General features: G+C 67.3%; 20 protein-coding genes and 3 tRNA genes. 15 read left to right on the plus strand and 8 right to left on the minus strand.

Annotated elements, in window-relative coordinates; genetic code table 11:
- Positions 1-7: 7 nt before the first annotated feature.
- Both recB and recC read right to left on the minus strand, forming a co-directional pair.
- Entirely contained in the window at positions 8-3,295 is a 3,288-nt protein-coding gene (gene recB, locus AU193_RS03240; protein ID WP_064420967.1) for an exodeoxyribonuclease V subunit beta, read from the minus strand.
- The gene (gene recC / locus AU193_RS03245) at positions 3,295-6,537 is read right to left on the minus strand and encodes an exodeoxyribonuclease V subunit gamma (RefSeq protein WP_064420908.1); all 3,243 of its coding nucleotides are present in this window, start codon (positions 6,535-6,537) and stop codon (positions 3,295-3,297) included. Before recC ends, recB begins: the two co-directional genes overlap by 1 nt.
- A 145-nt stretch (positions 6,538-6,682) precedes the next feature.
- Here recC and AU193_RS03250 point away from each other — a divergent pair, with 145 nt between their 5' ends.
- The 3 genes from AU193_RS03250 to AU193_RS03260 are packed head-to-tail and all read left to right on the plus strand — an operon-like array spanning position 6,683 to position 9,097.
- Complete coding sequence (locus AU193_RS03250) at positions 6,683-7,291, plus strand: HD domain-containing protein (protein WP_064420909.1); 609 nt, start codon at positions 6,683-6,685, stop codon at positions 7,289-7,291.
- Between the two features lie 3 nt (positions 7,292-7,294).
- A complete protein-coding gene (locus tag AU193_RS03255) occupies positions 7,295-8,173 on the plus strand; it encodes a sulfurtransferase (protein ID WP_064420910.1) in 879 nt (292 codons plus the stop codon).
- A 27-nt stretch (positions 8,174-8,200) separates the two neighbouring features.
- Positions 8,201-9,097 carry a haloalkane dehalogenase gene (locus AU193_RS03260; protein ID WP_064420911.1) on the plus strand — a complete coding sequence of 299 codons (897 nt, stop codon included), beginning with the start codon at positions 8,201-8,203 and terminating at the stop codon, positions 9,095-9,097.
- Here the strand turns inward: AU193_RS03260 and AU193_RS03265 are convergent.
- Entirely contained in the window at positions 9,094-9,804 is a 711-nt protein-coding gene (locus AU193_RS03265) for a DUF3060 domain-containing protein (protein WP_064420912.1), read from the minus strand. The two genes, AU193_RS03260 and AU193_RS03265, sit on opposite strands and share 4 nt — an antisense overlap.
- Positions 9,805-9,860: 56 nt before the next feature.
- Here AU193_RS03265 and AU193_RS03270 point away from each other — a divergent pair, with 56 nt between their 5' ends.
- Positions 9,861-11,006, plus strand: a complete 1,146-nt coding sequence (locus tag AU193_RS03270; RefSeq protein ID WP_064420913.1) for an NAD(P)/FAD-dependent oxidoreductase — start codon at positions 9,861-9,863, stop codon at positions 11,004-11,006.
- A gap of 44 nt (positions 11,007-11,050) precedes the next feature.
- On the opposite strand, the gene AU193_RS03275 is transcribed toward AU193_RS03270, so the two are convergent.
- Positions 11,051-12,625 carry an HD domain-containing phosphohydrolase gene (locus tag AU193_RS03275; protein ID WP_064420968.1) on the minus strand — a complete coding sequence of 525 codons (1,575 nt, stop codon included), beginning with the start codon at positions 12,623-12,625 and terminating at the stop codon, positions 11,051-11,053.
- Between the two features lie 215 nt (positions 12,626-12,840).
- On the opposite strand from AU193_RS03275, the gene AU193_RS03280 reads away from it, so the two are divergent.
- Positions 12,841-14,565 carry an ATP-binding cassette domain-containing protein gene (locus tag AU193_RS03280; RefSeq protein ID WP_082682814.1) on the plus strand — a complete coding sequence of 575 codons (1,725 nt, stop codon included), beginning with the start codon at positions 12,841-12,843 and terminating at the stop codon, positions 14,563-14,565.
- 397 nt (positions 14,566-14,962) lie between these two features.
- The gene (locus AU193_RS03285; RefSeq protein ID WP_253867587.1) at positions 14,963-15,496 is read left to right on the plus strand and encodes an adenylate/guanylate cyclase domain-containing protein; all 534 of its coding nucleotides are present in this window, start codon (positions 14,963-14,965) and stop codon (positions 15,494-15,496) included.
- Here the strand turns inward: AU193_RS03285 and AU193_RS03290 are convergent.
- The 4 genes from AU193_RS03290 to AU193_RS03305 form a co-directional block, all read right to left on the minus strand.
- Entirely contained in the window at positions 15,493-16,194 is a 702-nt protein-coding gene (locus AU193_RS03290) for a crotonase/enoyl-CoA hydratase family protein (protein ID WP_064420915.1), read from the minus strand. The genes AU193_RS03285 and AU193_RS03290 overlap by 4 nt on opposite strands.
- A 156-nt stretch (positions 16,195-16,350) precedes the next feature.
- Positions 16,351-17,406: a DUF2235 domain-containing protein gene (locus AU193_RS03295; protein ID WP_082682808.1), complete on the minus strand. Its 1,056-nt coding sequence runs from the start codon at positions 17,404-17,406 to the stop codon at positions 16,351-16,353.
- Positions 17,407-17,578: 172 nt separating this feature from the next.
- Positions 17,579-18,292, minus strand: a complete 714-nt coding sequence (locus AU193_RS03300; protein ID WP_064420916.1) for an MBL fold metallo-hydrolase — start codon at positions 18,290-18,292, stop codon at positions 17,579-17,581.
- 34 nt (positions 18,293-18,326) lie between these two features.
- The gene (locus tag AU193_RS03305) at positions 18,327-19,199 is read right to left on the minus strand and encodes an NYN domain-containing protein (RefSeq protein ID WP_064420970.1); all 873 of its coding nucleotides are present in this window, start codon (positions 19,197-19,199) and stop codon (positions 18,327-18,329) included.
- A gap of 125 nt (positions 19,200-19,324) precedes the next feature.
- On the opposite strand from AU193_RS03305, the gene AU193_RS03310 reads away from it, so the two are divergent.
- From AU193_RS03310 to nusG, 9 genes are all read left to right on the plus strand, one after another.
- Positions 19,325-19,397: transfer RNA gene (locus tag AU193_RS03310), tRNA-Thr, on the plus strand.
- Positions 19,398-19,429: 32 nt separating this feature from the next.
- A tRNA-Met gene (locus AU193_RS03315) sits at positions 19,430-19,503 on the plus strand.
- Positions 19,504-19,540: 37 nt separating this feature from the next.
- Positions 19,541-19,708 carry a 50S ribosomal protein L33 gene (gene rpmG / locus AU193_RS03320; protein ID WP_059101288.1) on the plus strand — a complete coding sequence of 56 codons (168 nt, stop codon included), beginning with the start codon at positions 19,541-19,543 and terminating at the stop codon, positions 19,706-19,708.
- A 47-nt stretch (positions 19,709-19,755) separates the two neighbouring features.
- Positions 19,756-20,232: a (3R)-hydroxyacyl-ACP dehydratase subunit HadA gene (hadA, locus tag AU193_RS03325; RefSeq protein ID WP_064420917.1), complete on the plus strand. Its 477-nt coding sequence runs from the start codon at positions 19,756-19,758 to the stop codon at positions 20,230-20,232.
- Positions 20,219-20,647: a (3R)-hydroxyacyl-ACP dehydratase subunit HadB gene (gene hadB / locus AU193_RS03330; RefSeq protein WP_064420918.1), complete on the plus strand. Its 429-nt coding sequence runs from the start codon at positions 20,219-20,221 to the stop codon at positions 20,645-20,647. Before hadA ends, hadB begins: the two co-directional genes overlap by 14 nt.
- Positions 20,648-20,649: 2 nt before the next feature.
- Positions 20,650-21,210: a (3R)-hydroxyacyl-ACP dehydratase subunit HadC gene (gene hadC, locus AU193_RS03335; protein WP_064420919.1), complete on the plus strand. Its 561-nt coding sequence runs from the start codon at positions 20,650-20,652 to the stop codon at positions 21,208-21,210.
- Between the two features lie 167 nt (positions 21,211-21,377).
- Positions 21,378-21,450: transfer RNA gene (locus AU193_RS03340), tRNA-Trp, on the plus strand.
- A 75-nt stretch (positions 21,451-21,525) separates the two neighbouring features.
- Positions 21,526-21,948: a preprotein translocase subunit SecE gene (gene secE, locus AU193_RS03345; protein ID WP_064420920.1), complete on the plus strand. Its 423-nt coding sequence runs from the start codon at positions 21,526-21,528 to the stop codon at positions 21,946-21,948.
- Between the two features lie 42 nt (positions 21,949-21,990).
- Positions 21,991-22,824 (plus strand): transcription termination/antitermination protein NusG, encoded by an 834-nt coding sequence (nusG, locus tag AU193_RS03350; protein ID WP_064420921.1) that lies wholly within the window; start codon positions 21,991-21,993, stop codon positions 22,822-22,824.
- Positions 22,825-22,882 lie beyond the last annotated feature (58 nt).

The raw sequence follows: 22,882 nt of genomic DNA on the forward strand, positions 1-22,882 counted from the left end.
ACACCGGTCACGCTGCGGCCCTGCCCGCGTCGAGCAGATCCGACAGGGCGGTGATCAACGCCGCCGGCGGTTGCCAGCTGAACACACCGGCGGGATGGCCGTCTACGGTCGGGGTGTCCGGCCCGCACATCCCGCGCAGGAACAGATACAGCACGCCGCCCAGGTGGTGTTCGGGCGTGTATCCGGCCAACCGCCACCGCAGAAATCGATGCAGCACAACGGTGTACAGCAGCGCCTGCAGCGGGTAGTCGGAGTGCAGCATGGCCTCGGCCAGCCGCGGCCGCGAGTAGTCGGCTGCGGTGAGGACTCGATCGGGGTCGCCGAGCCAGTTGGTCTTGTAGTCGACCACGAGGTAGCGACCGTCGATCCGCAGGACCGCGTCCACCGAGCCCGACATATATCCCTTCAGCGGCTGCGGTCCCAGTCCCGCTCCGGTCAACCGCTCCGCGTAAGACACGAGTGGGTCGTCCGTGGACAGATGGGCACGCAGCAGCTCACCGACGTGGGCGAGCCGGATGTCGGGGGTGGACACGCGCAGATCGCCACCCGCCAAGGGAAATTCGAAGTCCATCTCCCGCATCCGGTCGCCCAGCCCGATCTGCCGAAGCGTTGCGCCGCCTGCCAGCGGTCCGAGCGGAGTGTCGTGCATCGGCACCATCGCCGCCGCCAGCTCGCCGGCGTCGACGTCGACCGGCCACCACACGGAATGCTCGCGGATGCGATCCTCCAGCTCCGCGGCGAGGTCGGCGGCGAACGGATCCGCCGTTTCGAGGACGGCGTGCACCAGCGAACCGAACTTCGCGCCGGTCGGCAGCTCGGCCATCGGCGACGGTACGTCGGCGCCGGCGGCCGCAGCGGTCAACGGGATTTCGGCGACCTCGTCGTCGAGCTCGACGACTTCGGGTTCACTGCTGACGGGTGTTGCCTCGACCGCGCGGATCAGGCCGCTGTAGGACGTCCGGCGCCATGCCGTGTCGATGGGACGGTGGAAGTGGCGGGCCTCGACTTCGATGGGGCTCGGTGGCTCGTGACGTGAAGGCCTCGGACGCGGCACCGACTCCTCGATCGTCGGACCGCCGACGGCTTCCCACTCTTTGAAGCGTGCCAGCGCGGCGTCGTCGGAAACCTTGCCGGGGACAATGACATCGGGCACCATCTGCTCACCTGGCCGTCGGCCGCGCAGCAGGCGGGACAGCCCGCCGTTCGGTTCGTCGCGGGAGGGCGCCCACCAGACGACCAATTGCGACTGCGCCCGTGTCATCGCGACGTACATCAGGCGGCTGTCATCGCTGGCGTCCTCCTCGCGGCCCACCTTCGAGACCGCGTGGAAGTCCGGGCTGTCGTTGCCGCCGATGTGCAGGCACCGCGTATCGCCTTCGTGGTAGAGCACCAGCTCCGGTTCGAACACGTGACGGTTGAACGCGAACGGCAGGTAGACGACCGGGAACTGCAGTCCCTTGGCGACGAACACGGTCATCACCTGAACGGCCGCGGCGTCGTTGTCGAGGCGACGGAACCGCTCCGCGGCGCCGCTGCGCTCGTCGCGCTGGGCCCGCAACCAGTCCCGCAGCGCGGGCAGTGTGAAGTGCTCGCGGTGGGCGGCCTCCTGCAGCAGCTGGGTCATGTGGGCCAGGTCGGTCATCTGCCGCTCACCGTTGCGCCACGACAGCACCCGGTCGCCCATGCCGGCGAGTTGCGCGGCCTCGAAGATCGCCGCCACCCCGCGCTCGCGGGCGTGACCGGCCCACTCCCGCAACGTCTCCGCGATGCGGTCGGTCAGCCGGTCGCCGCCCGCGACGAGCGATTCGGCGGTCTCCCCGAAGAACATGGTCGCGGACGCCGCGCGCACGACGCCGGGCCGGTGCGGTTGGTCGAACGCCTCGAGCAATGCCAACCAATCGTCGGCGGCGTCGGAGGCGAAGATGTCGGAGTCGCCGGTGTACACCGCGGGGATGCCGGCGTCGCACAGGGCGCGGTAGCAGACCCGGGCATCTTTGTGCTTCTCGACGATGACCGCGATGTCGCCGGCGCCGAGGAGGCGACCGTCGAACGTCGCACCCGCGTCGATCAGCGCACCGATGTCGGCTGCCAGATCCTTGGGGATGTGGTCGCGGAGCTGATCGATCGGCAAGACACTGATCCCGCTGCGGCCCAAAGTGTTTCGACGCACGACCCGCAGCCGGAATGGCTCGGTGCACGGTGCGCCGGCCAGCCGCGAACCTGTGTGCTTGGCAGCGACGTCGTGCACGACGATCTTCTCGTGGCCCAACTGCGCGCCGCGCAGCACCGCCTGCAGCCGGGTCACCAGCGCCTCGTCGCTGCGCCAGTTGGTGGCCAACGTCTTCTGGATGTCGGCCTTCGACGCCGCGCTCAGGTAGGTGACGATGTCGCCACCACGGAACGCGTAGATCGCCTGCTTGGGGTCGCCGATCAGGATCAGCGTCGACCGGTTGGTGAAAGCGCGGTCTATCACCCGCCACTGCACGGGATCGGTGTCCTGGAACTCGTCGACCATCACGATCGGCCAGCGCTGGTGCATGCGCAGCTGCGCGGCCGAGCCGTCGGCCTCCAGCGCATCGGCCAGGCGGCTGAGCAGGTCGTCGTAACCGAGAATTCCCTTACGCCGCTTGCGAACCTCCAGCTCGGCGAGAACGTCTGTGGCGAAGCGGACGCAGACCTCGGCGCGGGAGTCCGGTTCTGGGTTCTCGGGCCGCAGCTCGGTCGCGGGGTGCTCGACGACCTCCTTGGCGAGCCGCAGCGCATCGCGATAGGTCAGCAGCGGATTGTCGCGCTCGCGGCCGAAGTGGTGCAGGTACAGGTCGTCGACGATCTCGGTGACCAGCTCCTCGAGGCTCTCGACCAGCGTGACTCCGGAGTCGCTGTTACCCGCCACGCCCAGCGATTTGAGCACCAGCTGACAGAACTGGTGGGTGGTGGCGATCGTCGCGGCGTCGAACGCGGCCAGCGCGTCGCGCAGATGGGTTTCGCGTTCGGCCAGTTGGTCCGGGGTCCCGTCGAGCAGGTACCCGATGATCTCGTTGGCGTCGACCCTCGCCGGATCGGCGAAAGCCTGTACGGCGTCCACGATCTGGCGCCTCACCCGGTCGCGGAGTTCCTGCGTCGCCGCACGGCTGAAGGTGATCAACAGCATCTGGTCGAGCGTCGCGACACCCTCGGCGAGATAGCGGGTGACCAGCCCGGCCAACGCGAACGTCTTACCGGTGCCTGCGCTGGCTTCCAGCAGGGTGGTCGAGCGTTCGGCGGGCAGATCACCGAGGAGATCGAAGGGTTCCATCACGTCTCCAGCGCCCGCAGCATCGGCAGCCACAGCCGACCGGCGTACGTGTCGAGACCGCGTTCGACGAGGTGCTTCAACCAGGTCGGCTTGCCGAACGCCAGTCTGTATGCGGGCTCATCTTCTTCGCCGGGATAGCTGCCGGAGCGCCACTTGTAGCCGGCTCGCTGCTCGGGGTCCCCGTGACCGTGCACGGCTTCGGCCCACGCGTACGACGTCTTGACCGGCAGCGGTAGCGGTTCGCGGCGGCCCTCGTCGTACATCGCCACCAGGTCGGCCAGCAACTCACGCGCCGGCCCCGGGGGTCGGCCGATGGATTCGACTCGCGGATTGGCGCCACGGCGGGCTCGTCCGATGCTGATCGCCTTCCACTCCCGGCCGGGATCGTGAGCCAGCAACGCCAACAACAGGATCCACGGCTGCAACAGGTGCCGGCCGTCGAGCTTGGAATAGGTGACCGAGACCAGCCGTTCGCCGTAGACGGGTGTCACGGTGCCGGACACGCGGCGGCCCCCACCGATCTCGACGTCGATGTCGACCGCGGACGGATCGGCACCCCGGTACGGCCGTGCGGCATCGGAGATGAGCGAGGCCTGCTCACAGATTTCCTTCGCGCGACGCCATCCGAGATGGCCGGGAGGTAGCGTGCCGCGGCGCCACTCGGCTTGGCGTGCCTGGTCGGGATCCATGCCGCTCAACATGTCTCGCAGTACACGATCGCCGACCGTCCACTCCTCGAGTGCATCGATGTCGACGGGCATCGCGTCCTCGACCCCGTCGACCTCCCACGGCAACGTGTAGTCCAGCGCGCGGAAGAACCCCTTCACGGGATCGCGGAAGAAGGCGACCAGGTCGGCCAGCACGACGTCGTCGGCCGCGGGTGCGGGCAGGGGTCCCGAAACGAATCGCGGCCGTTGCGCGCGTTCGGCCGCGCGGGTGAGTGCCGCGCGTTTGACCGTGGAGTCGAACGTGAACGGCACATCCGGTATCAGTTCGCCGGGAATGACGTTGCGGGTGTCGAACGGCTGCAGGGGATGTCGCACCACGATCGTGTCGCGGACCGGCTGTCCGGTGGTGCGGTCGAGCGTGTCGAGCAGTTCGGCGAGCGGAACGGCCGGCGGGCGTTCCTGACCGGAGTACTCGTTGGCGCCGGTGTAGGTGATCACCAGCGTCTCGGTGGCCGCGCCGATGGCGTCGAGCAGCAATTGCCGGTCCTCGGAACGGATGTCGCGTTCCCCTGTCATCGGCTCGCGGCCGAGCGCGTCGTCGCCGTCGACCACACCCAACCGGGGGAAGACCCCGTCGTCGAGACCGACCAGGCACACGACCCGGTGGGGCACCGACCGCATCGGCACCATCGTGCACACCGTCAGGGTGCCGGTGCGGAAATTGGCGCGGGTCGGCCTGCCCGCGAGGTGGCGGTCGAGCAGCGCGCGAATATCGCTCAGCCGCATCATCGTGTGGGCCCGGGGGCCCGCGGTGGCGAGCACATCGGCGAACTCGCGCTCGAGTTGCGCTGTCTGCCAGGCATCGTCGTCGTTCACCCGGGCCAACAAGCCGATGCTGTCGGTCAGCGCCTGCAGCCACTGCGCGAGTGGTCGGGTCCCGGCGAGGGACTGGACCGCACGGCCCAGCCGATCGATGTACTCGGCGAGTTGGCCGGCCAGGTCGACCCGGTTGCTGCTCACGTCGTCCAGCGGCAGCGTGGCGTCGAGCCAGGCGTGGGAGTCGTCGGACATGGCCACCCCGGCCAGCACGCGGTCGATGCCGAACCGCCATGTGTTCTGGACGAAGTCGACGCCGTACGGTCTGCGGTGCTCGACGTCGAAGCCCCAGCGGATGTTGGCCTGCCGCACCCAACGGGTGATGTCTTCGAGGTTGTCGTCGGTGAAGCCGAAGCGCGCGCGCACGGGGGCGGCCTGCGCGAGGTTGAGCACCTCACTCGAGGTGGCCCGCCCGCCGGCCAACGCCAGCAGCTGGGAGGCGACCCCGAGCAGCGGATTGGTCTGGACGAGTGACCGGTCGGCGAGCCGGACCCGCAACTGGTGCGCCGGGTGCACCCCGGTGATCATGTCTCCCAGCCCGAAACCGGCCACGATCAGCGGTGCGTGGGTCTCGATGTCCGGGCACATGACGAGGATGTCGCGGGGTTCGAGTGTGCGGTCGTCGGCGAGCAGTCCGAGCAGAACTTCGCGGAGCACGTCGATCTGGCGGGCCGGCCCGTGGCAGCTGTGCACCTGCACCGAACGGTCGGTGGCGGAGTGCGCGCGGCCTTCTCGCCGGATCGTGTTGCCGGCGATGTCGGACTGCAGCCACCCGAGAAGGGTGTCCGGGTGCTCGCGGCCGCCGAGGTACTCGTCGGTGTGCGCATCGTCGGGCAGCGCACGCTGCAGTTCGCGAAGGTCGCGGCCGAGGGTGGCCAGCAGGGGATGGCCGACTCGGCGGTGGCTGGTGTCTTCGCGGCGGGGAATCTGGCCGTGCGTTTGTTTGAGTTGCTGCCACAGATCGTCGCTGGGATGGGGCAGCCACAGGTGCAGGTCATGGTGGGTGGACAGCGCGTCGAGCAGCTCGATCTCGGTGCTGGGCAACCGGGTGTGCCCGAACAGCGACAGCCGTGCGGGCAGGTCGGTCGGGGATTCCCTCAGCCGCACAACGGTTTTCGCGTGCCGGATGTGCGGTGTGTCGGCGTCGATGCGCTCGATGAGTGCGCGCCACAGCGGCGGCTGCCAGGCGAGGTCGGACGGGATGTCACCGTCGGCGCCGTTCTCCCAGTCGACCAGCAGCTGCGGGCGCTGGCGGGCGTAGGAGGCGAACAGCCCCGCGAGCCTGCGGGCGACCGCGTAACGCCGGCCCTGCCGCAGCTCTCTCTCCTCGCCGGTTTCGAAGTGGCCGAGGTGAGTGGCCAGCGGTGTGCACCAGTCCTCGACGCAGGCGGCGTCGATGACCTCCATCAGCGGCCACACCATCGTCTCGGGCGACCACGGGTCCTCCCGCTCGGTGCCGGTCAGCTCGGCGATCAACGAGCGGGGATTGCGAAACGCGATACCGGCGCAGACGCCGTCGGTGCCCACGCCACGCCCGAGCACGTGGCTCAGCCGCTGACTGAGCCAGCGCTCGACACCCTTGGCCGGAACGATGACCAATTCCTCGGCGAACGGGTCAGGTAAGGGATCGGAAAGCAGGGCGCCGAGCCCGTCGGCGAGAAGATCGGTGCGTTCCGCCCGATGGATGTGAAGCGCCATCGCAGCCCACGATAGGAGGTCGGTCCGACACCGTCCCCCGTTTGCCGTGGCGGTCGACGTTTGTCGACGATCGGGTGAGGGAAGCCCCTCGCTGATGCCGCGGCCGGCAACGCCGCCACTGTGGGTCTGAAGGAAGGAGCATGACGTGACCGAAACGACGTCACCGCGCCTGGGCCCGAAATTTCAGGAGGCGCTGGCGTTCGCCGCCGAACTGCACCGCACCCAGACCCGCAAGGCCAGCGAGGTGCCCTACGTCGGTCATCTGCTGTCGGTCGCGGGACTCGTGATCGAAGCCGACGGCACCGAGACCGAGGCGATCGCCGCGCTGCTGCACGACGCCGCCGAGGACCAGGGCGGAGACGTGACGCTCGCAAAGATCGAGGAGCGCTTCGGACCCGAAGTCGCCGCCATCGTCGAGGAGTGCAGCGACACGGTCGTCACCCCCAAACCGCCGTGGCGCGAGCGGAAGCAGCGCTACATCGAACACCTGAACACCGCCTCCGACAGCGCGATTCGCGTGTCGATGGCCGACAAACTGGACAACGCCAGGGCGATCCTGCGCGACTTGCGCCGCTTCGGGCCCAAGGTGTGGCAGCGCTTCAACACCGACGACCCACACGAGCATCTGTGGTACTACCGCTCGCTGCTCGAGGTGTACCGGCGCCGCAGCGACAGCTGGGTGGTCGACGAACTGTCCCGCGTCATCGAGACGTTGGCCGAGGAGATCGGACCACCGGTCGCCGCTACCGTCTGAGGTATGGACACGCGCGACACCGTGTGGACCTCGGCCGCAGAGGTGGCACGGCGACTCGACGCGGGTGAACCGCTGACGCTGCTGGACGTGCGTTGGCAGCTCGCCGAGCCCGACGGACGTGCCGCCTACGAACGGGGACACCTGCCCGGAGCGGTGTACGTGTCGCTCGAGGACGAACTGAGCGATCACACCGTGCACGGTCGCGGACGGCACCCATTGCCGTCCGGACCCGCGCTTCAAGCCGCCGCCCGCCGGTGGGGCCTGCGGGACGGGGTGCCGGTCGTGGTCTACGACGATTGGAACCGCGCCGGGTCCTCGCGCGCCTGGTGGGTGCTGACGGCGGCCGGGATCGACGACGTCCGCATCCTCGACGGCGGGCTCGCGGCGTGGACGGCGGCCGGCGGCCAGCTGGAGTCCGGGGCCGTCGAACCGGCGCCCGGTGACGTGACCGTCGCCCACGACGATCTCTACGCCGGGGCACGCCGGACCGTCACCGCCGACGCGCTGCTCGAACCGGGCGGAGTCCTGCTCGACGCGCGGGCACCCGAACGGTTTCGCGGTGAGATCGAACCGGTCGACCCGGTCGCCGGGCACATCCCCGGTGCGGTCAACATCCCGAGCACCCGCCTGCTGGCCGACGACGGCACGCTGCTGGCCGACGACGAGCTGGCCCGGGTCTTCGAAGATGTGGCCGACGACGAGGTGGCGGTCTACTGCGGCTCGGGTGTGACGGCGGCGGTGACGATCGCGGGCCTCGCGGCGGTCGGAGTGGACGCCGCGCTGTTTCCCGGTTCATGGTCGCAGTGGAGTTCGGACCCGTCACGCCCCGTGGCGCGCATGGACCCGATCAGCCCGGCACATGAACCGGGGGATACGTCCTAAGCTGCAGGAGGCGGATAGGAGCACCAAATGGACGTTCTACGCACGCCCGACGACCGCTTCGAAAAACTCGCGGGCTACCCGTTCGCGCCGCACTACGTCGACGTCACCGCGTCCGACACCGAGCCGCTGCGCATGCACTACGTCGACGAAGGCCCACGCGACGGCCCGCCGGTCGTCCTGCTGCACGGCGAACCGACGTGGAGTTACCTGTACCGCACCATGATTCCGCCACTGGCCGCCGGAGGCTGCCGCGTTCTGGCACCCGACCTGATCGGGTTCGGACGCTCCGACAAACCCAGTCGCACAGACGATTACACCTACCTGCGTCACGTCGAATGGGTGACGTCGTGGTTCTCGGCGCTCGACCTGCGCGACACCACGATCTTCGTGCAGGACTGGGGCTCGTTGATCGGGCTACGCATCGCCGCCGAGCAGGGCGAGCGCATCGCGCGCATCGTCGTCGCCAACGGTTTCCTGCCGGCCGGGCAGACCCCGGCCAACCTGCCGTTCCGCCTCTGGCGCGCCTTCGCGCGTCACTCGCCGGTCTTTCCGGCCGGACGCATCGTCGCGTTCGGTACGGTCACCGACGTGCCTGCGCGCATCCGGTTCGGATACGATGCGCCGTTCCCCGACAAGCGATTTCAGGCCGGCGCCCGCGCATTTCCCGCACTGGTGCCAACCGAGCCGGACGATCCCGCGCTACCGGCCAACCGTGCGGCGTGGGAAGCGTTGGGGCGCTGGGAGAAACCGTTCCTGTGCATCTTCGGGGCCAAGGACCCCATCCTCGGCCGCGCTGATCGCCCCTTGATCGAGCACGTTCCCGGCGCGGCCGATCAACCACATGCACGCATCAACGGCAGCCACTTCGTGCAGGAGGACTGCGGCCCGGAGTTGGCCGAGCGAATCCTGGGCTGGCGCACCTAACCCCGGGTGACGGTGTTCCTCGAGGTGGCGTCCACCTCGGGAGCGCCGGAGTGGTAGACCACCTGGTTGTCGAACCCGGAGGCGCCGATACGGTCGACGCTGTCGACGGTCACCTGGTTCTCGACGCCCGACACCGTCACGCGCACGCAGTGACCGAGCAGGGTCACCGTGTTGTTGACACCGCTGACGCTGATGTCGCTGCCGTTGCATTCGATGGTCTTGTCCTCGTCGACCCCGGACACGCTGTACTGCCCGCCGGCCGGCGCGACGGCGACCTTCGGCGGCTCGTCGGCCCGCGTGGGCAATACGGACGGCGCCTCGCGCGAGGGTCCGATCGTGACGTTGCCGGAGCGGGGCTCGTCTCCAGGCGCGTTGGCAATCTCGGGGCGACCCGTGATCTCCTCCGGCGCCGACGACAGCGTCCACACGAACACACCGATGCCGACGACGATGGCCACCATGACGACCCCGACCAGTCCGAAGATCAACCCGAACGGCGCGCCGCTCTTCGTCGGCCCCGGCGGGAAGGAGACGCCGAACGGCGGCGCGGTGTAGGGCGACTGGTGCGGCGGACCGTACACCGGCGGGGGCAGGGCCGATGTCTGGTAGTCGTTGGCAGCCCGCTGCGACGTGCCCAGTTCGACGGCACCGTTGTGGGCCTGCTCCAGCTGCCGAATGCGCGCTTCCGGGTCGTCGTCGGGTTTCATGCGCAGATGGTGCCACAAGACGGTTACCGCGGCGCCGAAGTTGGTACTCCCATCCTGTGGTGGCGCCAGGGTTCATTGCCGTCGGCAGCGGTCCTGCCGGGCTGAGTGCTGCCGAGACGTTTCGAAGCAAGCACCCGGATATCCCGGTGCGCATTCTGACCACCGATCCGGCGCTGCCGTACGCCAAGCCGCCGCTGAGCAAGGACTTCCTGTGTGGCCGCGACACCACGCTCGCCCTGCACAGCGAGCGCTGGTTCGAACGCAACGCCGTCGATCTGATCCGCGGCATCACCGTCGACTCGATCGACCTGGACCGTCATGAGGTCGTGACGGCGGGCGGCCAGCGCTATCCCTACTGGCATCTCGTGCTGGCGTCCGGCTCCGTCGCGGTGCGACCGCCCATTCCCGGTATCGAGTCCGCGTTGACGCTTCGGTCGTTCGCCGACGCGGTCGCGCTGAAGATGGCCGCCCGTTACTCCGACTGCGCCGTGGTGATCGGCGGCGGACTGATCGGCTGCGAGGCCGCGTCCTGCCTGGCCGAGCGTGGGGTCGCGACGATGGTCGTCGCTGGCGAACATGTCCCGCTACAGCGACGGTTCGGCCTCGAGGCCGGTGAACGTGTCGCGAAACTACTGTCGGACAACGGAGTCCGGTTCGCCGGCGAGACGACCGTCGCCGCGATCGAAAGCAACCGCGTGGTGTTGGACAGCGGTGAGGCCGTCGACGCCGACCTCGTCGTGTGCGCGACCGGCGTACGCCCCGACATCCGCCTCGCCGAAGCCGCCGGACTGCAGACCCGCGACGGGCGCATCGTCGTCGACTCGCACATGCACACGTCGGCGCGCAACGTGTACGCCGCGGGCGATGCGGCGCTGGCGCACAACGTCACCGCCGGCCGTCCCGTCCCGGCCGAACACTGGCGCGACGCCGCGCATCAGGGCCACGTCGCCGGCCTGACCGCCGCCGGTTTCCCCGCGGCGTGGGACACCGTGCCCGGATTCTCCTGCACCATCGGCACTTCCGTGCTCAAGTACCGCGGCTGGGGTGTCGACTTCGACGGGGTGCCGGTAGAGGCCCGGTTCGTCGATCACCACACCGGGTTCACGGTCTGGTACGAGGCGGGCGGCGACGTCGTCGGCGTGCTGACACTCAACGCCGACGACGACCACCGCCGCGCCGGGGAGATACTCCGCGCGCACTGACTCACAAGCCGCACCCGGCCCCGGACATTCACGGCTCCAACATGTCAGCTGCCCTGTCGCTGGTAGGGCGGAGAGCCGAGACCCAGATCGATCGCCGCCAGACTCGCCTGCGTGCGGTTGTTGACGCCCAGCTTGGTGTAGACGTGCTCGACGTGGTTGCGTGCCGTCTTCTCGGCGATGAACAGCTCGGCGGCGATTTCGCGATTCGACCGGCCCTGTGCGACCAGTCGCAGCACCTCGAGCTCGCGGGCGGTGAGCCCCGCCGATCCGGGCGGTCGGCGCGATACCCGATGCCCGGCCGCCGCCAGCACCGCCTCCACCGCCTGGGAATCAAGACGTGCTGCGCGCGCCTCGTCGCGTAGCTGACGGGCGGCATCGCCAGGATCGACAGCGGGCCGTTGTGGGCGCGGCTCGAGAAGCTGTTGATATGCCACAGCCGCGGCGAGTAATCGATCCGGCACACTCAACTCGCCGCCTGCGAGGCCACCCGGGAAGCCGGACCCATCGATGCGTTCCTCATGCTTGGTCGCGACGGAAACCACCGACTCCAGGCCGCCGACCCGGCTCAATATGCGTCCGGTCAAGTACGGATACATCTGCAGCCGCTCCTGCTCGGCCGTGGTCAGCGCTCCCTTCTTCTCCCAGATCTGGTTGGACACGCCCATCCTGCCGAGGCCGTGCACCAGGCCTGCCCGGTAGAGGCGGCTGACGTCGGCTTTCGGCATCGCCAGGTGGCGTGCCGCGGCGGCCGCCAGATCCGCGACGCCACGCGAGTAGCCGGGCGAGCACGGACACTTGAGGTCGACGAAATCGGCCATGGCCCTCAACAATTCGTCGAGTTCCTCGCCCTGCAGGATACGGTTGCGGTCCGGTGCTTGTGCCAACGCCGCGGACCAGACGTCCATCTCGAGGAGCCCGTCGACGATCGAGGCGGCGTCGCGTTCGAAGACGTCGGTTACGGCAGGACTGAACTGCGTGCCACGCCGGGAACGGACCACCTCGAGGGCCTGACCGAGCCCACCCGTCCGCAAATGGACCTCGACGACATCGGCAAGGCGCACGATGTGAATCTCAGCCGGAATCTCATCCGCCGCAGCACCCTTGGGCATACCGCGGCCGTCCCAGCGCTCGAAGATATACGCGAGCGCCTCACCGACCTGCCGGTCGAGCCCCATTCGATCGGACAGCACCCCGGCAGAGCTGCAATGCGATTGGATCAGTCTGGCGACCCGATCGCGTGCAGTGAGAGTGAAGGCGGCCGCACGAATGACGCGCTCCCAACCCGGCAACCCCCGCCCGACGTGGTCAAGCATCAGACGCAGGAAGGGCAGCCCTGTCATGTCCACCGCGTAGGTGTCGGCTCGAAAGGCGATGTCGTCTCCGAAGAGTTCCGAAAGCTCGTGTGAGTCCGCGTGACAACCGATCCATCCCACCAAGTTCGAGTAGTACACGATCGCCCGTTGGCCGGCGTCGAAACCCATCCGTTCGGCGATGCGCGTAGCGATCAGTGACGACCGGAGCATGTGTTCCATCGGCTGCCCGAGGCCCAGGTCGATCGCCAGGGAGATCGCGGCCAGCAACTCGGCTCTACGCAGGCCTTTCCCCGGGTCACGCGGCATCGGGACGGGGTGCACGCCCTCATTCTGCACCTGACATCGACGCCATCTGTGCGAACCACGCGACAGGCCGCGAGCCTGACTGAGCCGATCGAAAGTTGAGGCGATTGCCCCATGTGTGGCCGGTGGCCGCAACCCAATATCGGTGGATGGCAAACCCGTACGCGGCGGCGCCGAGAACCGATCGAGCGGGCTTCACCACTGAGGAGAGAACGATCATGACCGAACTGACTGCATCGACGACCGAGCAGCTCGGAGAGCCCCCTTCGCCGGCATCGCCGGGCGGCGTGCGGGTCGACGCACGCAACGTGAGCCGTCACGTCGGCGCGCGGCAGATTCTGCAGGAGCTGTCGTTGTCGATCGAACCGGGCGAGTTGGTCGCCATTGCCGGCGGCAGTGGAGCCGGCAAGAGCACCTTGCTGGAAATTCTCGCGGGTGTGCAACCACCGTCTGCGGGGCTGGTCCGGCACGACGGCGTCGTCCGCGGTGGCCGTGCCGCGACTGGTTCCCGAATCGGGTACGTGCCCCAGGACGACATCATTCATCTCGAGATGCCCCTGCGCCGCACGCTTCGCTACGCCGCGCGGCTACGGTTGCCCGCCGGCACGTCGACGACCGAGGCGGACCGGATGGTCGAGGACACCATGCGTGACCTCGATCTGTCTGACCGCGCCGAGGTGCCGGTCCGTTCGCTGTCCGGCGGCCAGCGCAAGCGGGCCAGTATCGCCGTCGAGTTACTGACACGGCCTCGTCTCCTCCTCCTCGACGAACCCACTTCCGGGCTCGATCCGTCGACCGCGGCCGATGTGATGCGTCTGCTGCGTCGGCTCAGTCAGCGCGGGGTGACGGTCGTCCTCACGACGCATGAGCCCGCCGGCATCGACGGATGCGACCGGGTGGTCTTCCTGGCTCGCGACGGCCACCTGGCTTTCACCGGCAGCCCGGCCGAGGCACGGCGCTACTTCGGCGTCGCAGATCTTGCCAAGGTGTACGAACGGCTGGCTGGTGAGCACACGCCCGAGATCTGGGCTCGGCGGTTCGCCGACAGCTCCCCGACGTCGGAAGCCCGGCTCGGCCCGGCGCCCGCGCGTGTCCCGGTCAGCGACTCAGAAGTGAAGCACACCAGCAGGTTTCGGCAATGGCGGGTCCTCACACGCCGCAATGTCGATGTCCTGTTCCGGAACCGGTTGACCGTGGCGGTCCTCCTCGGCTCGCCCCTGCTGGTCACGGCGATGATGGCGACGTTGTTCACACGCGGGGCGTTCGATCCCGGTGGTTCAGCCGATGTCGGTCCGGCCCAGATCGTCTTCTGGATCGCATTCGACGGCTTCTTCTTCGGCCTCACCTACGGCCTCCTGCAGATAGTCGGGGAGATGGCGGTCTTCAGGCGTGAACGCCTTGCCGGGCTCAGCGTGGGAGCCTACGTGGCCTCCAAGGTCACCGCGCTGCTGCCGGTGCTGGCAGGTGTGAGCGCGGTGCTGCTCGGCGCCCTACGGGTGCTCGGCCGGCTCCCCGCCCTCGGATGGCATTCCTATGCCATGCTTTTCGTGACGATCGTCATCGAAGCCACCTCCGCACTGGCCCTCGGGTTGCTCGCCTCGGCCGCGGTCTCCAACGCCGCACAGGCCGCTCTGGCCCTGCCGATGCTCTGTTTCCCTCAGGTCCTGTTCGGTGGTGCGATAGTTCCGGTTGACCAGATGGCCCTTCCCGGACGCCTGATGAGTCTCGGCCTGTCCAACCGTCACGCGTTCGACGCGTTGGGACGCTACCTGGATCTCGATCGGTACACGTCTTCGGTGCCGGCGATGTCCGTCTACGGCGACACCTTCACCGGAGGCACCGGCGGCAGTCTCACCGCTCTCGCCTCGTTCGCGATTGCTCTCGTCATCGCGACGGCGTGGGTGCTGGACCGACGGTCCCGCCCCGGCGCGTCCCGGCGCTGATGCCACATATGGCCGGGCCCGCGAGAAGTCCCGCGGGTCCGGCCAATGCATGCCCGGGTCGGCAGACATGGTCCCGCTCTTGAGGCGAATGCCCCATGTGCCGCAGTGCTTTTCGGGTCACAATCAGCGGATGACTAATACCGACATCGATTCCACCAGCGCCTCGGCTGTGGCACGAGACCCGTGGGCACAGGTTCTCACCGAGGGCCACGCGCCTTTGGTGAAGGCCCGACGAGTGTTTCGTCATCTGCCGTCGGCGCCGCGATGCAAATTGTGCAACAACCCATTCGGCGGGCCGATCGGGCGTCTCTTCGCAGTCGGCGGGTTCAGCCCGTCAAGAAAGAATCCGAACCTGTGCCGTCGTTGTTGCGATTCCCTGCCCGCAGGAGGAGCGGAGGTGGATGTCGCGGTGCTGTTCGCCGACGTCAGGAACTCCACGACGCTGGGCCGGCGTCATGCGGCCACCGACTTCGCCGCGGTGCTGAACCGGTTCTACTCGAGCGCCACACAGACCCTGCTTCGGCACGACGCGGTGATCGACAAGCTCATCGGCGACGAGGTCATGGCGTTCTTCGTCCAGGGCATCAGCGGCCCGAAGTACCGGCGCCGCGCCGTTCTTGCGGGGATGGAGCTGCTGAACGCGGTCGGATACGGCAGCGACGAGGGACCTTGGCTCGAGGTGGGCGTGGCGGTCAATGCGGGCGTCGCCTTCGTGGGCAATGTCGGGGGAGCGGTCGTCGATTTCACGGTCCTCGGAGATCCGGTCAATGTCGCGGCGCGGATGCAACAACATGCCTCCGGCGGTGAGCTGCTCGTCGCTTCAGGGGTGACCGATGACCTGCTCGCAGGGGCACCGCGACGCACATTGGACATACGGGGACATGACCGCCCCGTCGACGCCGCCGTCCTCCCTGCATTCGGTACGGCCTAGCCGAGGCTGAATTCGGTTGCCAGCCCGTCGATCCCGGCGCGGATCGCCTGAATCGCCGACTCGCGGGCCTTCAACTTGGTCGCCACGTGCGCACCGGTGTGCAGCGTCGTCGCGAACTCGGTTGCCAGTTCCTGTGCCCGTGGGAGCACCCGATCGGCCTCGACGATCTCGTCGAACCATCCGCCGTTTACGGCCTCCTCGCCGGCGAAGGTCGTCGCCAACGCCGCACCGCGGTGGAACACCGCGGGGGTCAACCGGAACCGCATGATCTCCAGCGCGGCGATCGGGATCGTCATGCCGATCGCCACCTCGATCGCCTGGCATCGGGTCTTCGGCTGACCGACCCGGTGGTCGCCCGACAACAGCAGGAACGACCCCATCGCGATCGCCGGCCCCGTCGCCGCCATGACGACCGGCGCGGGGAAGGTCAGACACCGCACCGCGAGCTCGAAACCGCCGGCCAGCATCGCGTGCGCGGCCTGCGCGTCGCCGGACTGGAACACACTGAGATCGAAACCGCCGCTGAACACGCGGCCGTTGCCGGCGAGTACGACCGCTTTGGCGGAGTCCTTCTCGGCTCGATCGAGCGCCTCGTTGATCGCGGTTTGCATGGCCGGGCCGAGGACGTTGACCTTGCCGTCGTCCAGCCGGATCGTCGCGACTGAGTCCTTCAGTTCGTAGCCAACCAGGCTGGTCATCGGTTTCTCCTTTGAATGCGCCGAGTAGTCGTATCGATGTTACGAACACCGCTACCGCTACAGACCGCCTGTCCGGCGGGTATGCGAAAGGTCAGCCGCCACGCCGGACAATCGATCAGAAGGCCCGCCGCCGATGATCTTGACCGGCGGAATTCGTCACGACCGGCTCGTCGGGCTCAACTCCGCGGTATTGCTGACCAGCTCGCCGAGCGAGGCGGCGAAGCCCACGTCGGCCATCGCTCGATCGGGCGTCGCACCCCGCAGGTGGACCAGCCGCTCACCGCGCGCCGCCCAGTCGAGGTCCGACCACGTCACGCGCACCGGTAAGCGCTTCCAATATCGCGGATGCTCGCGGAGGTACGGCTCGACACTGGAGTGGACGGCCGCATCCACGGGCAGCCTGCGGAGTGCAATCGTGTGGGCGGTTTCGGTGACCGCGCCGTACTGACCGGGCGCGGGCAGCGAGTCCTTCCGCTCGTCGGAGATGGCGAGCCCAGCGCCCAGCGCCCCGTCGAGCATCCAGTCGAAGCTGATATCGGCCAACGACATGCAGGCTCCCGGGCCTCCGGCGACGTCGCAGTGCGCGCCGCGGAACCAGACTTCCTCGATGCGCTCCGACGCCGAGGTTGTCAACCGCTCGCCGGGGCGGCCGTCGATCGCGACCGCGTGCCTGCCGCATTCGACGTTGGGCATCGGAGCCGGCATCGACCGGCGGGTGAGGCCCGGGATACTCAATGCGTCCCAGATGCCCAAAAAGCGTACGGCAACCGGGATTTCACGCTGCTGCTCAAGCTGCGAGGCGATCTGCGTGACCCGTGTCCAATCCTGCGGGTTGCGGCCGGTTCGTGGCAGCGCGTAGGCACTCAGCACGAAATCGGTCAGCTCCGGCAGCACACCGACGGTGGACAGTAGCCGGGTCAACGTCTGGGCGCAGTAACCGCCGCGACCGACGCCGAACAGATAGATCAGGTCGCCAGGTTCCCAAGTGTCGACCAGGAATCGGTACGCCTCGGCGATGGCGCCGCGAGCGTTGTCTGCCGCGGCCCTGAACGGCCGTAGCGTCTTTACGCGGTTCGCGATGGCTCCAGGGTGATACCAGGTGAGCTGATCGGGAATGTCGCAGATCAGCCGAAAGAGTCGATGCGCGTTGGTCGCCGTTTCGGTTTCGGGATGGCCAATACTGCGGTCGAAGCAGAGCACTAGCTTCTTCATAGTGGCCCCCCGGCCCGAAAATTAACGCTAGGGGTCTAAGTTTGCCCCCGGGGAACCATGTTGTCCAGGAATTCGCCCTTCTTGACCGTTATGTCCGGTGCACGTGCAAAAACGTCAGAACTCCAACCGTGGACGGAGTTCCTGTCACAGTTGCCGAGCGGTGGCGGCGCGTTCAGCCGCCCATCAACATGCGCCACTGGTCGAGGTTGCCGGCGCGGTAGACGTAATTGGTCTGGCGCACCTCCGACAGGGACGCGCTGGACTCCACCGAATACCAGTGGCCGGGGAACACTGTCGGATCGCCGGAGAGCTTCGCCAGTGCCTGCAGGCTGCGAAACATGTCGTCGACGTTGCCGCCGGGGAAATCTGTGCGTCCGCACCCTTCCAGGAACAGGGTGTCGCCGGCCACGAGTCGCCCGTCGAGCAGAAAGCACTGGCTGCCAGGAGTGTGGCCGGGGGTGTGCAGTAGTTCGACGTCGATGTCACCGACCTTGACGACGTCCCCGTGCTGATGCTCGGTGAGCTCGCTGCGCGCGATGCCGGTGATTTTCGAAACCCAGTCCGCCTCAAGCTGATTGACGTGTACCGGCACGCTCGTACGCTCCAGCAGTTCGGCCAGCCCCTTGAGTTCGAACCCCATCATCGACCCGCCGACATGATCGGGGTGGTGGTGGGTGACCAGCACGCCGGACAGCCGCATGCCGTCGGCCTCCAGCGCGTCGACGAGATCGCCTGCGGCATAGGCCGGGTCGACGATCACCGTGTCGCCGGTTTCGCGATCGCCGATCAGGTAGGCGAAGTTGCGCATCTGCTGGGCGATCATGTCGCCTGCCGCGAAGTCGCGACCGGACAACAACTGACGGAAGTAGAGCCGATCCGAAGCCATGCCCGTCAGCGTATCTGTGCCCGGATTTCGGGGCTCAGTCCTGGCTGCGCAGCCGCACCATGCGGATGGTGCTGCTCTCGTCGAGTTCGACCAGGTCGGTGTGCGAGCGCAGGAAGTCGCTGAACGACTTGAACCCGAGAGACTTCTCCGAGAACGACGGGTCCATGCGCCTCATCTGAGCCTTGACCGCCGAGTTGTGCAGCCACTCGGAGTCGTCCTTACCGTGGGCGATGCGCAGCGCCCGCTCGAGCAGCGCGGTCGCGGCGGCCTGCGGGTCGGGCTGTTCGGGTTCCTGCTCGACGCCGGCCTCGGCATCGGCTTGGGTGCGGCGTCGCTTCGGCGCATCCGACTTCACCGCGGGAACGCCGGGCAGCGCGTCGTAGGAGACGTACTCGTCGCAGGCCGCGGTGAGCGACCGGCTGATCGATCCGGTGATGCCGATCCCGACGACGTAGCGGCCGAGACGTTTGCACCGCTGTGCGAGCGGAATGTAGTCGGAGTCGCCGGCGACGATGACGACGTGGGTCAGGTCGGGAAGCCGGAACATGTCCTCGACGGCGTCGACCGCGAGCCGGATGTCGGCCCCGTTCTTGCTGTACGCGGCGGCGGGGAACAGCTGCACCAGGTCGACCGCCCGTCCGACGAGCTGGTCGCGGTAGTCGGCATTGACGTCGGTCGACCAGTCGGCGTAGGCCTTGGTCAGCACCAGCGTGCCGAACGACGACGCGTAGTCGATGATCGCGCCGACGTCGACCCTCGCTTGGGCCAGCCGGCCCGGATTCTTGTGAAACCCCGCAGCCTTGTCGCGCTGGAACGAGTTGCGCCCGTGGACCTGGTCATACCGGGAGATCACGATGTTGTCGAAGTCGAGGTACACCGCCACACGGGTTGCGCCGGGTTCGGTCACTGTCATCCCTCCGCGACTACAGTCGGTGCTAACGGTTGTCGTGATCAGCGGTTTGGCGCGGCAATCGGCGAGACTGTACCCTCTTTAAGGCTCGCGTCGTGCTGCGCGAACCTCGAAGCAGGCAGGCCCCCTTAGCTCAGTCGGCAGAGCGTTTCCATGGTAAGGAAAAGGTCAACGGTTCGATTCCGTTAGGGGGCTCGGTGAGCGGGCGGACATCCGCCCGATCCCGGGGCGGTGTAGCTCAGCTGGTTAGAGCGCACGACTCATAATCGTGAGGTCGGGGGATCGAGCCCCCCCACCGCTACAGGCAAGATCGAACGCGTAGACGAAGGACGAAGAACGTGGCCTCCAGTACCGACGTACGGCCGAAGATCACTTTGGCTTGCGAGGTGTGCAAGCACCGCAACTACATCACCAAGAAGAACCGCCGCAACGACCCGGACCGGCTCGAGATCAAGAAGTTCTGCCCGAACTGCGGCAAACACCAGCCGCATAAGGAATCGCGGTAAGACGGGCCATCCCGCGGCGTTGCCCGGGGCTAGGTAGGTCACCAACTGTGTCTTTGTCCGAGCGAATCGTCGGGATGCACTATCGCTACCCCGACCACTACGTCGTCGGTCGCGAGAAGATTCGCGAGTACGCGGTCGCGGTGAAGAACGACCATCGCGTGTTCTTCGACGAGGACGTCGCGGCCGAACTCGGCCACAAGGCGCTCCCCGCGCCGCTCACGTTCACCAGCGTCTTCGGGTACATGGCGCAGACATCGTTTTTCGAGTACGCCAACGTCGGTATCAAAGACGCGAAGATCGTGCAGGTCGACCAGGTGCTCAAGTACGTGCGACCGATCTTCGCCGGCGACAAGCTCTTCTGCGACGTGTACGTGGATTCCGTGCGACAGGCCCACGGCACCGACATCGTCGTGCTCAAGAACATCGTCACCAACGAAGCCGGTGACGTCGTACAGGAGACATTCACGACCCTTGCGGGTCGATCGGGTGAGGAAGAAGAGGGTTTTTCAGATGCCACTGCGTGAGTTCGCCTCGGTGAAGAAAGGCGACGAACTCCCCGAAAAGGTGATTCCGCTGACGCGGCAGGACCTCGTCAACTATGCCGGGGTCTCGGGTGACCTCAATCCGATTCACTGGGACGACGACATCGCCAAGCAGGTCGGCCTGGACACCGCGATCGCCCACGGGATGCTGACGATGGGCCTGGGTGGCGGGTACGTCACCGAGTGGGTCGGCGATCCGGCGGCGGTCACCGAGTACAACGTGCGGTTCACCGCTGTCGTGCCGGTGCCCAACGACGGTGTCGGGGCGGAGATCGTCTTCAACGGACGGGTGAAATCCGTTGAGCCCGAGACTAAATCGGTGACCATCGCGCTCTCGGCGACCACCGGCGGCAAGAAGATCTTCGGTCGTGCCGTGGCCGTCGCGAAGTTGGCGTAGCCGTGGCCCTCAAGATCGACATCAGGGGGATGGTCTGGAAGTACCCGGAGCCCTACGTCGTCGGCACGGAGCAGATCCGCCAGTACGCCCGTGCGGTCAAGGCCGAGGATCCGCAGAGCCACAGCTTGGAGTCGGCCAAGGCGTCGGGCCATGATGCGCTGATCGCGCCGCCGACGTTCATGTCGATCTTCGCGGTGATGATCCAGCGGCACTTCTTTCAGCACAACGACGTGGGCTTCGAGACGATGCAGATCGTGCAGGTCGACCAGAAGTTCAAGTTTCATCGCCCGATCAAGGCCGGCGACGAACTGACCGGCACCCTCTACATCCAGTCGGTGGACGAGCGCTTCGGGGCCGACATCGTGACCACGCGCAACACGCTGGTCGACCAGCACGGCGAGCTCGTGATGGAATCGTTCACCACGCTGATGGGCCACGAGGGCGACAACTCGATCTCGGCCGGCTGGGATCCGCAGACCGGACAGGTCGTGCGAAAGCCCGTCGTCCATGATTCCGACCATGATTCCGGCGACGAAAGCACAGACGCCGACCTCGCCGGCTAGGTGATCGGCTTGCCGGTGATTAGTAACTCGGACGGCTGGCGCGCTACACTCGGACCTCGGGGTTTTCCCAGTCCAGCGCGCTGTCCGTCGGTTTGAAGATCGGCCGATCGGGGAGCGCGCGAGTTGTGTGAGCCCCGAACGGGTGGCCTTTCGCCGTGCCACTCTGAAGGGGCGTAGCTCAACTGGCAGAGCAGCGGTCTCCAAAACCGCAGGTTGCAGGTTCAAGTCCTGTCGCCCCTGCTCAACTGAATACTCGACAAGTGTGGACACTGGAAGGTGACCCACAAACCAGATGACCAGACAAGGGAGCATGCGGTGAGCGACGAGCGCGACGGTGCCGGCTCCGACACCGAAAACGGCCGCGGCGCCGTCGTGACCCGGCCCGCCCGCCCGTCGGGCAAGCGGACCCGTCGGGCAGCCGTCGGCGAAGACGCCAGCGAAGCGGTCGACCTGTCCACCGGAACCGCGGCATCACCCACCAAGAACGGCGCGGGCACCGCGAAGAGGACCGCCAAGAAGCGCGCTGACGGACCCGGAAAAGGTGGACGGAACCCTTTCCTGTTCGTCTGGAACTTCCTGAAGCAGGTCGTGGCCGAACTGCGCAAGGTGATCTGGCCGAACCGCAAGCAGATGGCCACCTACACCGGCGTGGTGCTGCTGTTCCTGGCCTTCATGCTGGCGATGATCGGCGGTGTCGACTTCGGCCTCGCCAAGCTGGTCTCGCTGGTGTTCGGCTGACGAGGACGCGAGACGGATGAGAATTTTCGAGAGGACTGACAAGTGACTAGCTTCGAGGGCGATACGCCTTCGGCCGAGAGCGTTGACCTGATCGACGAAACGACAGGGACGACGACCGACGCGACCACCGACCCGGCGACCGAGGACGCCGACGTCGCCGGTGACGCCGTGAGCGACGAGGCGGCCACCACGGACGACGCCGCCGACGAGGCGGCCACCACGGACGACGCCGCCGAGGTCGAACCCGAGGACGAGGATCCGGCGGTCGCGCTGAAGAAGGAGCTGCGGACCAAGCCCGGCGACTGGTATGTCATCCACTCCTACGCCGGTTACGAGAACAAGGTGAAGGCCAACCTCGAGACCCGCGTGCAAAACCTCGACGTCGGCGACTACATCTTCCAGGTCGAGGTGCCGACCGAAGAGGTCACCGAGATCAAGAACGGCCAGCGCAAGCAGGTCAACCGCAAAGTGCTGCCCGGTTACATCCTCGTGCGCATGGAACTCAACGACGAGTCGTGGGGCGCGGTGCGCAACACCCCGGGTGTGACGGGCTTCGTCGGTGCGACGTCGCGGCCGTCGCCGCTGTCGCTGGACGACGTCGTCAAGTTCCTGCTGCCGCCCGCCGCGGCGAAGAAGCCCGGCAAAGCGGCCGCCGCCGGTGGAACCGCCGCGGAAACCGGTGGCATCGAGCGCGCACCGATCGAGGTGGACTTCGAGGTCGGCGAGTCGGTCACCGTCATGGACGGGCCGTTCGCGACGCTGCCCGCCTCGATCAGCGAGGTCAACGCCGAGCAGCAGAAGCTCAAGGTGCTGGTGTCCATCTTCGGCCGCGAAACACCTGTCGAACTGACCTTCAACCAGGTCGCCAAGATCTAGATGTGACTTGTGTGCGTTGAGGAGCGCTGAGCGCTCGAAAACGCACACGAGTCGCTGA

The sequence above is a fragment of the Mycobacterium sp. GA-1285 genome (genome assembly GCF_001499905.1).
Taxonomy (GTDB): Bacteria; Actinomycetota; Actinomycetes; order Mycobacteriales; family Mycobacteriaceae; genus Mycobacterium.

Coding starts and splice junctions, on each gene's coding strand:
- AU193_RS03265 (WP_064420912.1), bottom strand. CDS start 9,804: ATGAAACCCGACGACGACCCGGAAGCGCGCATTCGGCAGCTGGAGCAG.
- hadB (WP_064420918.1), top strand. CDS start 20,219: ATGCCACTGCGTGAGTTCGCCTCGGTGAAGAAAGGCGACGAACTCCCC.
- AU193_RS03290 (WP_064420915.1), bottom strand. CDS start 16,194: ATGACCAGCCTGGTTGGCTACGAACTGAAGGACTCAGTCGCGACGATC.
- AU193_RS03260 (WP_064420911.1), top strand. CDS start 8,201: ATGGACGTTCTACGCACGCCCGACGACCGCTTCGAAAAACTCGCGGGC.
- AU193_RS03280 (WP_082682814.1), top strand. CDS start 12,841: ATGACCGAACTGACTGCATCGACGACCGAGCAGCTCGGAGAGCCCCCT.
- AU193_RS03295 (WP_082682808.1), bottom strand. CDS start 17,406: ATGAAGAAGCTAGTGCTCTGCTTCGACCGCAGTATTGGCCATCCCGAA.
- recC (WP_064420908.1), bottom strand. CDS start 6,537: ATGGCGCTTCACATCCATCGGGCGGAACGCACCGATCTTCTCGCCGAC.
- AU193_RS03275 (WP_064420968.1), bottom strand. CDS start 12,625: ATGCCGCGTGACCCGGGGAAAGGCCTGCGTAGAGCCGAGTTGCTGGCC.
- AU193_RS03255 (WP_064420910.1), top strand. CDS start 7,295: ATGGACACGCGCGACACCGTGTGGACCTCGGCCGCAGAGGTGGCACGG.
- recB (WP_064420967.1), bottom strand. CDS start 3,295: ATGGAACCCTTCGATCTCCTCGGTGATCTGCCCGCCGAACGCTCGACC.
- AU193_RS03300 (WP_064420916.1), bottom strand. CDS start 18,292: ATGGCTTCGGATCGGCTCTACTTCCGTCAGTTGTTGTCCGGTCGCGAC.